The sequence below is a fragment of the Nocardioides sp. Root1257 genome (assembly GCF_001425175.1).
Taxonomy (GTDB): domain Bacteria; phylum Actinomycetota; class Actinomycetes; order Propionibacteriales; family Nocardioidaceae; genus Nocardioides.
Genome location: NZ_LMDV01000001.1, coordinates 1,053,556 through 1,066,457, shown reverse-complemented (window position 1 = coordinate 1,066,457; position 12,902 = coordinate 1,053,556). Strand labels below are relative to the sequence as shown.

At 71.2% G+C, this 12,902-nt stretch carries 10 protein-coding genes; 7 read left to right on the top strand and 3 right to left on the bottom strand.

Going from position 1 to position 12,902, the window contains the following annotated elements; translation table 11 throughout:
• Window positions 1-23: 23 nt before the first annotated feature.
• On the top strand, window positions 24-1,460 hold the full coding sequence (locus tag ASC77_RS05200) for an FAD-dependent oxidoreductase (protein ID WP_056149435.1): 1,437 nt from the start codon (window positions 24-26) through the stop codon (window positions 1,458-1,460).
• 9 nt (window positions 1,461-1,469) lie between these two features.
• Window positions 1,470-3,269: a sensor histidine kinase gene (locus tag ASC77_RS05195; protein WP_056149433.1), complete on the top strand. Its 1,800-nt coding sequence runs from the start codon at window positions 1,470-1,472 to the stop codon at window positions 3,267-3,269.
• A 96-nt stretch (window positions 3,270-3,365) separates the two neighbouring features.
• Here ASC77_RS05195 and ASC77_RS05190 read toward each other — a convergent pair whose 3' ends face one another.
• From ASC77_RS05190 to ASC77_RS05180, 3 genes are read right to left on the bottom strand one after another with little or no spacing between them, the layout of a single operon-like run.
• A complete protein-coding gene (locus ASC77_RS05190; RefSeq protein WP_200944890.1) occupies window positions 3,366-4,109 on the bottom strand; it encodes a hypothetical protein in 744 nt (247 codons plus the stop codon).
• Window positions 4,109-5,401: a DUF4437 domain-containing protein gene (locus ASC77_RS05185; RefSeq protein ID WP_056149431.1), complete on the bottom strand. Its 1,293-nt coding sequence runs from the start codon at window positions 5,399-5,401 to the stop codon at window positions 4,109-4,111. Before ASC77_RS05185 ends, ASC77_RS05190 begins: the two co-directional genes overlap by 1 nt.
• Window positions 5,401-6,945, bottom strand: a complete 1,545-nt coding sequence (locus ASC77_RS05180; RefSeq protein WP_200944889.1) for a class I adenylate-forming enzyme family protein — start codon at window positions 6,943-6,945, stop codon at window positions 5,401-5,403. The genes ASC77_RS05185 and ASC77_RS05180 overlap by 1 nt, the downstream gene beginning before the upstream one ends.
• Before the next feature lie 160 nt (window positions 6,946-7,105).
• Here ASC77_RS05180 and ASC77_RS05175 point away from each other — a divergent pair, with 160 nt between their 5' ends.
• From ASC77_RS05175 to efeB, 5 genes are all read left to right on the top strand, one after another.
• Window positions 7,106-8,767, top strand: a complete 1,662-nt coding sequence (locus ASC77_RS05175; protein WP_056149428.1) for an APC family permease — start codon at window positions 7,106-7,108, stop codon at window positions 8,765-8,767.
• Window positions 8,768-8,804: 37 nt separating this feature from the next.
• The gene (locus tag ASC77_RS05170; protein ID WP_056149424.1) at window positions 8,805-9,512 is read left to right on the top strand and encodes a DsbA family oxidoreductase; all 708 of its coding nucleotides are present in this window, start codon (window positions 8,805-8,807) and stop codon (window positions 9,510-9,512) included.
• An 82-nt stretch (window positions 9,513-9,594) separates the two neighbouring features.
• Window positions 9,595-10,443: an iron uptake transporter permease EfeU gene (gene efeU, locus ASC77_RS05165; RefSeq protein ID WP_056149422.1), complete on the top strand. Its 849-nt coding sequence runs from the start codon at window positions 9,595-9,597 to the stop codon at window positions 10,441-10,443.
• A gap of 26 nt (window positions 10,444-10,469) precedes the next feature.
• Entirely contained in the window at window positions 10,470-11,636 is a 1,167-nt protein-coding gene (gene efeO, locus ASC77_RS05160; protein WP_056149420.1) for an iron uptake system protein EfeO, read from the top strand.
• The gene (gene efeB, locus ASC77_RS05155) at window positions 11,633-12,892 is read left to right on the top strand and encodes an iron uptake transporter deferrochelatase/peroxidase subunit (protein ID WP_056149928.1); all 1,260 of its coding nucleotides are present in this window, start codon (window positions 11,633-11,635) and stop codon (window positions 12,890-12,892) included. The genes efeO and efeB overlap by 4 nt, the downstream gene beginning before the upstream one ends.
• The last annotated feature ends 10 nt before the right edge of the window (window positions 12,893-12,902 follow it).

Sequence of the window (12,902 nt, the reverse complement as noted above, 5' to 3'; positions counted from 1 at the left end):
GTAGATCGTATATGATCTAGACCGTGCGGGAACACCGATACGACGTACTGGTCGTCGGCGCCGGCCCGGCCGGTCTGAGCTGCGCGACGCTGGCCGCCCGCGGCGGCGCGCGGGTGCTCCTGGTCGAGAAGGACCGCCGCCTCGGCGGCACCCTCCACCTCAGCGGCGGCCACCTGTCCGCGGGCGGCACCAGCCTGCAGCGGGCGCGTGGCATCGACGACGACCCCGAGCGCCACCTCGCCGACATCGAGCGGATCAGCAACGGCACCGGTCGCCGCGACCTGATCGACCTGGCCGTCCGGCACGCGCCGGGTGTCGTCGAGTGGCTGGCGGCCGCCGGGATGCGGTTCGACCCCGAGACGCCCCGGATCGTCCACGGCCACGAGCCGTACGAGATCCCGCGCACCGTGTACGGCGTCGAGGGTGGTCTCTCGGTGCTCCACGTCCTCGAGGTCGAGCTCGACGAGGCCCGGGCGGCGCACGACCTCACCGTCTGGACCGGCACGCCCGTGACCGGGCTGCTCGGCGACGGCGACCGGGTCACCGGTGCCGAGGTCTACCGCGACGGGGTCGAGCTCGCGGTCGAGGCCGACGCGGTCGTGCTGGCCACGGGCGGGTACGGCGCCGACGCCGAGCTCTTCGCCGAGCGGCACGGCGTCGCGCTGGTCACGGTCGCCGCCCGCACCTCGACCGGCGATGGACTCCACCTCGGCCGCAGCGTCGGTGCCGGGATCCAGGGCGCCGGGACCTACCTGCCGACCTTCGGCGGGATGCCGGACCCCCAGACACCGCACCGCGCCAACTGGGCCGAGCGGCTGCTGCTCACCACCGAACGGCCCCCGCGCGAGATCTACGTCGATCGCGCCGGCAGCCGCTGGATCGCCGAGGACGAGCCGTCGATCGACGCCAAGGAGCGCGCCCTGACCGCCCTCCCGGACCAGGTGTTCTGGACCGTCCTCGACGAGGACGCCGTGTCCCGCGCCGGCGTCGTCGAGCCGCCGATCGTGCTCGGGTGGGGGCCCGAGGACCTGCGCCGGCACGCCAACGTGCGACCGGGCGTCCACGCGGCCGACTCACTCCCGGAGCTGGCGGTGCTCGCCGGCATCGACCCGGACGGGCTGGTCGCGTCCGTCGCGGCGTACAACGAGGCGGTCGCCAGCGGCGTCGACGCCGCCTTCGGGCGGACCCACCTGCCCGCACCGATCGCGGCGCCGCCGTACTACGCGCTGCACAACCAGGGCATCGCGGTCGTCACCTTCGACGGCCTCGACATCGACGACTCCTTCGCGGTCCGCGACGAGGGCGGGACGCCGATCGCGGGACTGTTCGCCATCGGCGAGGTGATCGGCGCCGGAGCGACCTGCGGCAACAGCTTCTGCTCCGGGATGCTGCTCACGCCCGCGCTCGTGTTCGGCCGGTTGCTGGGGCGGCGTCTGGGGGAGAGGCCGGCGGACCGATAGGTTCGTGGCGTGGCGTTCGACGAGCTCCGGCCGAACGACTCGGACCACACCGGCTGGTCCGACTCGTCGGCGCGCGCGGTGCTCCAGCTGATGGTGGAGTCGGTGGCCGAGCTGATCGGCTTCGAGATCGCCACGCTCTCGGTCGCGCTGGACGGCGACCTGGTGACCGTCGCCTACGCGGGGCCCGAGGAGCACCGCGAGTTCCTGATGAACGCCGTCGACCCGGTCGAGGTCATCGCGCCGGTCCTGGAGCGGGCGGAGAGCTGGGGGCGCTTCCGGTTCCTCGACGCCGACGTGCACCACATCGAGCTCGAGGGGCACTGGGTGCAGCTGGCGCCCGAGCGGGACGAGCACCCGGACGCCTGGCATCCCGAGAACGTCCTGCTCGGCCTGCTCTCCGACGACGACGGCCGCCTGGTCGGCCTGCTCTCCGTGGACCTGCCGGTCTCCGGACGGCGACCGGACGCCGCGCAGCGCAGCCTCCTCGAGAAGTACGCCGCGCAGGCCGAGCGCGCCGTGCTGACCGCCTTCGAGCGCGAGGAGCTGGTGCGTCAGGTCGCCCACGCGGAGTCGGCGCGCCAGGTGGTCCGGGCCGCGGCGATGCCCGCCCAGGCCTCGCTCGAGTCGGTCCTCCAGCAGACGCACGAGCCGCTCCTCGAGGGCTTCCAGGCGAGCGGCCTGTGGGCCGAGGTCTTCGGGGTGGACGGCGGCAGCTGGGGCTACGCCCGCAACCGCGAGGGCGAGGTCATGGAGGTCGCCGACGAGGTCGTCGCCCTCGCCCGCGAGATCGCGCCCCAGCTCTGGGCGGCGCAGCAGGTCCTGGTGATGGGCAACGACGCCGAGCTGGAGACGCCGCCGTCGCTGACGGAGGGCCTCGTCGGCGAGGCGGTCGGGCTCGCCGCGACGATGGACCTGGACCGGGTGCTCGCCGTACCCCTCGGCGCCGGCAGCGAGTGCCTGGGGCTGCTCGTACTGACCCGCAACTTCGCGCACCCGGTGTGGTCGTCGGTCGACCAGGCGTCGGCGCTCGAGATCGGTCACGACCTCGGCGCCGCGCTGCTCACCGCACGCGCCCTGGAGCGGGAGCGGACGCTGGTGCGCGAGCTGAAGGAGATCGACGACTACCGCAGCCAGCTCTTCGCGACCCTGTCGCACGAGCTGCGCACGCCGCTCACCGTGATCTCGGGCAACCTGGAGATCGTGGGCGGGCTCGGTCTCGACGACCGGGCGAAGGTCTTCCTGGACGCGATGGGCCGTGGCGCCGACCGGATGCAGAAGGTCGTCGACGACCTGATGCTGCTGGCCCGGGTGAGCCACCCCCGGCACCCGCTTGCCGCCGTACCGATCGACCTGCGCGAGGTGGCCGACGACGTCGTCACCCTGCTCGACCTCACCGCGATCGCCAAGGGCCTCACGATCGAGGTGGACCTCGAGGACCACCCGCTCCTCGTGCCCGGAGACCCGACCGAGCTCGACCAGCTGGTCGCCAACCTGGTCAGCAATGCCGTGAAGTACACGCCGTCCGGCGGCACGGTCACCCTCTCGGCCCGTCGGCGCGGCGACGACGTCGAGGTCCGGGTCGCCGACGACGGGCTCGGCATCGCCGAGGAGGACCAGGCCCGGATCTTCCGTGCCTTCTACCGCACCGAGAACCCGGACGCGCTCAACGAGCCCGGCACCGGGCTCGGCCTGGCCATCGTCGCCACGGTCGTCGAGCGCCACGGCGGCCGCCTCGACGTCGCCTCCCGGCTCGGCGAGGGGACGACCTTCACCGTCGCCCTCCCGTCGTACGTCGCGGCTGGTGGTTGAGGAGGGCCGCTGGGCCCGTCTCGAAACCCCGGAAAGCCGAGCAGGGCGACGACCCCGGGCCTACGGACGCGGCCGGATGCCCCGATGGTCCGCGAGTCAGAAGGCCGTCGAGCCCGGCTTGACCACCCCGAGGAACGCGGCGACCAGCACCAGCGTCCAGATCGAGTAGACCCACGGCTCGCACCGCCGGATCGAGCCGAGGATCGCCCGCTCGACCTCGGGGGTCGAGCCCGAGGTGACGAGCTGGCCGAACGCCGGGCCGAAGGGCTTGAGCTGACGCCGGATCATCACGCCGCAGAAGATGCAGAGGGCGTACGCCGTGACCTTGGCGCCCAGCCACCTCGGGTTCGTGTCGACGCCGAACGGGTCGGTGGCGAGCATCGTGTAGAGGCCGACCGCGACCAGCCCGGCGCTCAGCGCGTAGCGGACCAGCAGGTCGGCCCGCTGCGAGAGGCGCGCGATGGCGGTGTCGCCGCCGCGGTAGTCGATGACCGAGACCGTGAGCCAGGCCAGGCTCGCGGCCCACACGGCCACCAGCCACCAGCCGTGGACGAAGAACTCGTCGCCGAGCGGGCCCTCGGCCATCAGGGTGATGCCGCTCGGCAGGATCAGCACCAGCGACACGCGCGGCGCGATGTCGGTGGCGTGCATGATCTTCGTCGACACCGCCCGCGCCTCGGGCCCGAGGTCGCTCTGGATGATGTAGCGGCTCGCGTAGTAGACCCCCACGTCGCCCCCCAGCCAGTAGGCGAAGAGGGCGACGTGGAGGAAGACCGCGAGGCTGTGCCCGTTGAACCCGTGGACACCCTCGGCGACCCAGGGGGCCAGGAGCGGCTCCATCACATCCCGTCGCCGTCCCAGCGGCCGCGGGAGCGGCTGCGGACCGGCAGGCTCGAGAGGATCGGCGCCGGGATCGGGTCGCCCTTCTGCCACTTCCGGCCGGCACCCCAGCTGTGCGACAGCGCGTCCGTGCGCTCGTCGGCGTGCTCGGTGTCGCGGCCGCTCCAGCCCCAGTCGACGTCCGCCGGCTCGTGCGAGTGCTCGTGCGAGTGCCCGTGGTCGTCGTGGTCGTGCGAGTGGTCGTGATCACCGTGCGCGTGGTCGTGCCCACCGCCGTGGCCGCCCTGCAGGTTGAACGCGTCCAGCGCCTTGGCGATCGCGATGTCGGCCTTGTTGGCGCCCGAGCCGTGGTGGGCGACCGGGGCGTCGTACTGACCCTGGTCCTTCTGGAACTGCCAGGAGCCCGTCAGCTGTCGCATGTCCTCGTCGGTGCGCCACGGCGTCGCCATGTCGTGCGTCGAGTGCGCCCAGCGGACTGCCGGGTGCGGGGACTCGTCGAGGCCGTCGGGGCCGTAGTTGACGCCCTCGCCGCCCCAGCGCACCCACTCGTTCTGGGTGTACCAGTTGGCGAGCTCGCCGTCCGAGCGCAGCAGCCAGGTGGCGCCGCCCTCCATGGTCGTGAAGTGGCCGTGCTTCACCCGCGCGGGACGGAAGAAGTAGGTGCCGAGGTCCAGGGTGCCGAAGTTGTACTCCATGTGGCCCTGGGTCGTGTACGCCTCCTCGTAGCAAGGGTGGTGGGCGAGGCGGTGGTCCGACCAGCCCTCCTGCGCGTGCACGAGCCGGGTGTAGAAGCCGCTCACCGGGTCGACGTGGAGGTACTTGATGAAGAGGCCGGGCATCGGGCCGGGGTTGGGGACGGCGTCCCACTTCATGGCCTCGGAGTCGATGACGATGACGTCCTCGCGGGCGTCGGCCCAGCGCTGGGCGCCGGCGAGCTGGTCGACCGGGTCGAACCCGGCATCGCCGTACTCGCGGTAGTGCAGGATCTTCGTGCCCTCGGCGATCTTGAGGTAGTCGATCGGCACGCCCTTCGGCGCGTAGACGTAGCCGCCCTTGCCGATCCGCCGGCCGCCGTAGTCGATCTCGCCCTCGACGACGTAGTACTCGGTGTTGGCGTGGTGGATGCCGGGACCGCGACCCCAGTCGGTGTGGAAGTCGATGCGGAGCGACGAGGAGCCGTCCTCCTCGTCGACCGACAGGCGGCGCTCGCTCGCGCGGCCCTCGCCGCCGGGCAGCTCGGCACCGTGCCAGACGTAGTCGTCTTCCTGGATCAGCTCGACATGCGGTCGCACTACAGCTCCTTCGTGGATGGGGTGGGTCGGTCGCGCAGCTCGCGCTTGAGGACCTTGCCGCCGGCGTTGCGGGGCAGCGCGTCGAGTGCTGCCCAGTGCCGGGGGATCTTGTAGCCGGCGAGCCGGTCGCGGCAGTGCGCCTCCAGCTCGGCGCGGCAGGAGTCGTCGAGGACCCCGTCTGCCGGGCGGGTGCGCAGCACGACGTACGCCGCGACCTCCTCGCCCCAGGTGCTGCTGGGGGTGCCGACGACGGCGACGTCGAGGACGCTGGCGTGCTGGAGGAGCACGTCCTCGATCTCGCGGGGGTAGACGTTCACCCCGCCGGAGATGATCAGGTCCTTCTTGCGGTCGACGATGTGCACGTAGCCCTCGTCGTCCCGGACCACGACGTCGCCGCAGGTCATGAAGCCGTCGTCGGTCGTGCAGGCGGCGGTCGCCTCGGGGTCGTCGTGGTAGCCGTTCATCAGGAACGGCGAGCGGCTGAAGAGCTCGCCGGGCTCGCCGGGCGGCACCGGGTTGCCCGCGTCGTCGACCACGCGCAGCTCGGTGAGGAACCACCCGTGGCCGACGGAGCCGGGCTTGCGGTCCTGGTCGACCGGCCGCAGGTTGGTGATGATCCCGGCCTCGGTCGAGCCGTACAGCTCGTGGATGCCGCACTGCGGGAACTCCGACATCACCCACTGCTTGAGCGGCCAGGGCAGCGCGGCGGCGTTGAAGTAGAGGGTGTCGAGCGCCGACAGGTCGTGCCGCGCGACCGCACCCTCGCCGAGGGCGCGCAGCATCTGGGCGTGGGTCGGGACCAGGAACGTGGACTGCACGCGGTCGCGCTCGAGCAGGGCCAGGAACGCCTCGGGGTCCCAGGTCCGCAGCATCGTCACCGTGCCGCCGCAGAAGACGGGCGCGTAGCCGAACGCGAAGCCGGCGCCGTGGTACATCGGCGCCACGGCGGCCGACGTACGTCCCGGGCCGAGGCCCCACTCGAGGGCGCTCAGGTAGAAGGTGAGCGCCCGGCTGCGGTGCGAGATCAGCACGCCCTTGGGCCGACCGGTCGTGCCGGAGGTGTAGGCGATGCAGAACGGGTCGAGCTCGTCGACGCGTACGTCGGGGTCGCGAGGGTCGGCGTTCTCGAGGGCTGCCTCGTAGTCGCCGTCGATGGTGGTCGCGAGCAGGCCGTGGTCGCCGGCGACCGCCGCGAGCGCGCCGTCGAGGACGATCGCGCGGGCGCCGGAGTGCTCGAGGATGAAGAGGCTCTCCGCCGGCGTCAGGCGCGGGTTGAGCGGCACCATGACGAGGCCGGCCTTGGCGATCCCGGCGGCGACCTCGGGGTACTCGAGCCGGTTGCCCAGGAGCACCGCCACCCGCTCGCCGGGACGCAGGCCGCGCGCCAGGAGGTGGTTGCCCAGCCGGCTGGCGCGCTCGTCGAGCGCCGCGAACGTCAGCGTGCGGTCGCCGTCGATGACCGCCGTCGCGTCGGGGGTGGCTCGGGCGAACTCCCGGATCCCGCCCGCGATCGTCATCGGCGCGCCGCCGTGCCCGATAGCCACCTGCACCCCCAGAGCTGATTTCGTATGACTATATACGATATCGGAAACTGAATCGGGCGGACAGGTGCAGGTCCGGGACGAAGTGGGTACGGATCTCCGCGGCGCGCAGCACTCCTCCGCTCGGGAGGGGGTCGCGGCGCCGCAGGAGGTGCGACCGAGCATGACCGCGACGCAGGAGTCCCCACCCGCCAAGCAGCGCAACACCAAGCTGCTCCGTGAGGTCGGGCTGATCGGCCTGATGTGGGCCTCGATGGGCTCGATCATCGGGTCCGGCTGGCTCTTCGGCCCGCAGGAGGCCCTCATCGCCGCCGGCCCGGCCGCGATCATCTCGTGGCTGATCGGTGGGGTGGCGATCGTCGTCCTGGCGCTCGTGCACGCCGAGCTCGGCGGCATGTACCCCGTCTCCGGCGGCACCGCCCGCTTCCCGCACTACGCCTTCGGCGGCGTCGCGGGTGCGTCGTTCGGCTGGTTCGCCTGGCTGAACGCGGCGACGGTCGCCCCGATCGAGGTCTCGGCGATGCTGACGTACGCCGGGCACTACGGCTTCGCGGACGGCTGGATCAACCCCGAGACCCAGGTCCTCAGCGCGACCGGCATCATCGTCGCGATCATCCTGATGGCGATCCTCACCGCCATCAACTTCCTGGGCGTCAAGCGCCTCGCGACGACCAACAGCGCGGCGACCTGGTGGAAGATCGCGATCCCGCTGCTCACCATCCTGGTGCTGGCGATCGCGAACTTCGACACCGGCAACCTGACCGCCGCCAACGGCTTCGCCCCCGAGGGCCTCAAGGGCATCTTCGCCGCGGTCTCGACCGGCGGCATCATCTTCAGCTACCTCGGCTTCGAGCAGGCCGACCAGCTCGCCGGCGAGTCGAGCAACCCCAAGCGCGACGTACCGTTCGCGATCATCGGCTCGGTCATCTTCGGCACGATCCTCTACATCCTGCTGCAGGTCGTCTTCCTCTTCGCGCTGCCTGCCAGCGCCATCGGCGACACGTGGGACCAGACGGGGGACGGCCTCTACACGACCTTCACCGGTCCCTTCGCCGAGATCGCCACACTGCTCTCGATCGGCTGGCTGGCCGCGATCATCTACGTCGACGCGATCATCAGCCCGGCCGGCACCGGCCTGATCTACACGACCGGCTCCTCGCGCCTCGCGTACGGCCTGGCCCGCAACGGCTACGTACCGGCCGTCTTCGAGTGGACCAACAAGCGCAACGTCCCGTGGGCCGGTCTGATCGCCGCGTTCGTCACCGGCTGCATCTGCTTCCTGCCCTTCCCGAGCTGGCAGTCGCTGGTCGGGCTGATCACCAGCGCGTCGGTGCTGATGTACGGCGGCGCGCCGCTCTCGCTCGGCGCCTTCCGGCGTCGCCTCCCGGACGCGGACCGGCCCTACCGGCTGCCGATGGCGGCCGTGCTCTGCCCGCTGGCCTTCGTGATCGCCAACCTGATCATCCTGTGGACCGGCTGGGACACCATCTGGAAGCTCGGCGTCTCCATCCTGATCGGCTACGCGATCCTCGTCGGCAACCGGGTCCTCCGGCTCAACGAGCACAAGCCGACGCTCGACTGGAAGGCGGCGTCCTGGCTGATCCCCTACCTCGTGGGCATGGGCGTCATCGTCTTCATCAGCGACTTCGGCCCCGAGGGCGACGACGCGCTGATCCCGTTCGGCTGGGACGCCCTGGTCGTGGCGGCGTGGAGCCTGCTCATCTACTACTGGGCGATGGCGGTCGCGCTCCCGACCGAGCAGATCGAGGAGATGATCGGCGAGGTCGAGCTGCCCGAGGACGACATGGAGCCCGTCACACACTGACGGGAAATATCGGCGGGCCGGACGGCGTTGCCCCAGCGTGAAGATCGAGATCTGGAGCGACGTCGTCTGCCCGTGGTGCTTCGTCGGCAAGCGCCGGCTGGAGACGGCCCTGTCCACCTTCGAGCACGCCGACGACGTCGAGGTCGTCTACCGCTCCTTCGAGCTGGACCCGACCGCGCCGCACCACGGCCATGAGCTGTCGACCGGGGTGATCGCCCGCAAGTACGGGCGCAGCGAGGACGAGATGCGCGACATGCAGCAGCAGCTCATCGAACTCGCGGCCGAGGAGGGCCTGGCCTTCCGGCTCTTCGAGACCGTGCACACCAACACGATCGACGCCCACCGCCTGCTGCACCTCGCGCTCGAGACCGGCGGGCCGGCGCTGCAGCGCGAGCTGAAGGAGGCGCTGCTCTCGGCGTACTTCGAGGGTGCCGCCGACGTCGGCGACCACGACGTGCTCGCCTCGACCGCCCAGCGCGTGGGCCTCGACTCCGGCCGGGTCCGCGAGGTCCTCGAGGGCGACGAGTACGCCGACGCCGTCGCCGCCGACATCGCCCAGGCCCGCGCGTACGGCGCGACCGGCGTGCCGTTCTTCGTCGTCGACCAGAAGTACGGCGTCTCCGGCGCCCAGCCGGCCACCGTCTTCAGCCAGCTGCTCGACCAGGCCTGGTCCGAGTCGCACCCCGTGCTCCAGATGACGGGCGGCGACGCGGAGGCGTGCGGTCCCGACGGCTGCCCGGTCTGAGCCTGCCGACAACCTGACCGGGCGGGTGAGAAAACGGATGTTGGTTAGGCAAACCTAACCGACAGGCGTACGATCGCCGCTTGTGCTCGCGAACTACCTGATCGGCCTGCGTGAGGGCCTCGAGGCGGCCCTGGTGGTCAGCATCCTGGTCGCCTACCTGGTCAAGATCGACCGCCGCGACCTGATGCCCCGGATCTGGGCCGGCGTCGCCGTCGCGGTCCTGGTCTCGCTCGGCTTCGGCTTCGCCCTGTTCTACGGCCCGCGCGGCCTGACGTTCGAGGCCCAGGAGACTATCGGCGGCACGCTGTCGATCGTGGCGGTCTGCTTCGTCACCTGGATGATCTTCTGGATGGCCCGCGCCGCCCGCTCGCTGAGCGGTGAGCTGCGCGGCCAGATCGACGACGCCGTCGAGGGGCCGTGGTGGGGCCTGGTCCTGGTCGCGATCTTCGCGGTCGGCCGCGAGGGCCTGGAGACCGCGCTCTTCCTGTGGTCGGCGACCGAGGCGGTCTCCCGCGACACCGACTCCACCTGGCAACCGCTGGTCGGTGCCGCGCTCGGCATCGCCACGGCCGTGGTCCTGGCGTACCTCCTCTACCGCGGTGCGATCTCGATCAACCTGAGCACCTTCTTCACCTGGACCGGCGGCTTCCTGATCCTGGTCGCCGGCGGCGTCCTGTCGTACGGCGTCCACGACCTCCAGGAGGCCGGCGTCCTGCCCGGCCTGCACAACCTCGCGTGGGACGTCTCGGACACGATCGACCCCACCACCTGGTACGCCACCCTGCTCAAGGGCATCTTCAACTTCTCGCCGGCCACGACCGTGCTCGAGGCGACCGTCTGGGTCCTCTACGTCGTGCCCGTGATGTTCCTCTTCATCCGCGGCGCCCGCCGCCGCACCTCCCCGCCCGCTCCCGCCACCGTCAGCAACTGACCCCGTACGAAGGATCCGAGACACCGATGCGCAAGCCCCTCATCGTGGCCGCCCTGCTGGTCACCGCGCCGTTCCTGGCAGCCTGCACCGAGAACGCCAAGGACTCCGGCGGCGACTCGGGCGACGCCCGCACCGTGTCGGTCACCTCGACCGACGACGAGTGCAAGGTCTCGGCAGCGAAGGTGCCCTCCGGCGCCCTCACCTTCGACGTCACCAACGACGGCTCGCAGGTCACCGAGTTCTACCTGCTCGGCGAGGACGGTCTGCGCATCGTGGGCGAGGTCGAGAACGTCGGCCCGCAGCTGTCTCGCCAGCTCGTGGTCAACGCGCCCGCCGGCACCTACACCACGGCCTGCAAGCCGGGCATGAAGGGCGACGGCATCCGCGCCGACTTCACCGTCACCAAGTCCGGCGACGAGCCCTCGGTCTCCGCGGACGACCAGCAGCTCGTCGACACCGCGCTGACCAACTACTCGGCGTACGTGCAGGACCAGTCCGACCAGCTGGTGGCCAAGACCCAGGAGTTCGTCGACGACTACAAGTCGGGCGACGACGACGCGGCGCGCACGCTCTACCCCGAGGCGCGGACCCACTGGGAGCGGATCGAGACCGTGGCCGAGTCCTTCGGCGACCTCGACCCGAAGACGGACGCCCGCGAGGCAGACCTCGAGCCCGGCCAGAAGTGGACCGGCTGGCACCGCATCGAGAAGGACCTGTGGCCCGAGCTCGCGGAGGACTACACCCCGCTCACGGCCAAGCAGCGCGCGTTCTACGCTGACGACCTGATGAAGAACATCACCACCCTCGACAAGCGCGTCCAGGGCCTCGACTACACCGTCGACCAGATCGCGAACGGCTCTCGCGGGCTGCTCGAGGAGGTCGCCGCGGGCAAGGTCACCGGCGAGGAGGAGTACTGGTCGCACACCGACCTGTGGGACTTCCAGGCCAACGTCGACGGCGCGCGTGTGGGCTTCGAGGGCGTGAAGCCGATCGTCGAGCAGAGCAACCCGGAGCTCGCCAAGACGCTCACGACCCGGTTCGCCGACCTCCAGAAGCTGCTCGACGCGCACAAGACGGACACCGGCTTCACGTTCTACGACGACCTGACGCCCGACCAGGTCCAGGACCTCGCCAACGCCGTCAACGCGCTGTCCGAGCCCCTGTCCCAGCTCACGGCGGCGGTGCTGTCCTGAGCGAGATCTCTCGACGCGGACTGGTCGGTGGCGGCGTCGCCGCCGCCGGCCTCGCGGCGGGCGCGTTCGCTGCGGGCCGGGCGACCGCTGCCGACGGCAGCCCGCCCGCCGACCCGCGCGACGCCTACGCGTTCCGCGGCAAGCACCAGGCCGGCATCACCACGCCGGCCCAGGACCGTCTGCACTTCGCCGCCTTCGACGTCACCACCGGCTCGCGCGCGCAGCTGATCGCGCTGCTCAAGGCCTGGACCGAGGCGGCGGACCGGATGGTCCGGGGTCTGTCGGCCGGCGAGATCGGCCCCACCGAGGGCTCGACCAACCTGCCGCCCGACGACACCGGCGAGGCGATCGGGCTGTCCGCGAGCGGGCTGACCATCACCTTCGGGTTCGGTCCTGGGCTCTTCCGCGACGACGACGGCAAGGACCGCTTCGGGCTCGCGGACCGCCAGCCGAAGGCACTACGCACGCTGCCGCACTTCCCGGCCGACGTGCTCGACCCCGAGAAGTCGTACGGCGACCTCTGCGTCCAGGCCTGCGCCGACGACCCGCAGGTCGCGGTGCACGCGATCCGCAACCTGGCCCGCATCGGCTTCGGCACGGTCGCGGTGCGCTGGTCGCAGCTCGGGTTCGGCCGCACGTCCACGACCTCGACCTCGCAGTCGACGCCGCGCAACCTCTTCGGCTTCAAGGACGGCACCGCCAACATCAAGTCCGAGGAGACCAAGGACGTCGAGGAGCACGTCTGGGTCGCCTCGGGCGCGGACCCGCGGGCCGAGTGGCTCGCCGGCGGCTCCTACCTGGTGGCGCGCCGCTTCAACATGAACATCGAGATCTGGGACCGGCAGACCCTGGGCGACCAGGAGGACTTCATCGGCCGCACCAAGGACACCGGCGCCCCACTGTCCGGCGGCACCGAGTTCACCGAGCCGGACTTCACGATGCCCGGCAGCACCGGCCACATCATCCCGGACGACTCGCACATCCGGCTCGTCCACCCGGACTTCAACAACGGGGCCCGGATGCTGCGGCGCGGCTACAACTTCGTCGACGGCTCCAACCCCATCGGCGGCCTCGACGCCGGGCTGTTCTTCATCGCCTACGTGACCGACCCGGACACGCACTTCATCCCGATCCAGAACACGATGGCGAAGTCGGACGCCCTGATGGAGTACCTCAAGGTGACCGGCTCGGCGCTGTTCGCCGTTCCGCCCGGCATCGGCCCGGGGGAGTACGTCGGCCAGTCGCTGTTCGCCTGAGCTCGATGGT

Coding starts and splice junctions, on each gene's coding strand:
- ASC77_RS05190 (WP_200944890.1), bottom strand. CDS start 4,109: ATGGAGCCGCTCCTGGCCCCCTGGGTCGCCGAGGGTGTCCACGGGTTC.
- ASC77_RS05175 (WP_056149428.1), top strand. CDS start 7,106: ATGACCGCGACGCAGGAGTCCCCACCCGCCAAGCAGCGCAACACCAAG.
- efeO (WP_056149420.1), top strand. CDS start 10,470: ATGCGCAAGCCCCTCATCGTGGCCGCCCTGCTGGTCACCGCGCCGTTC.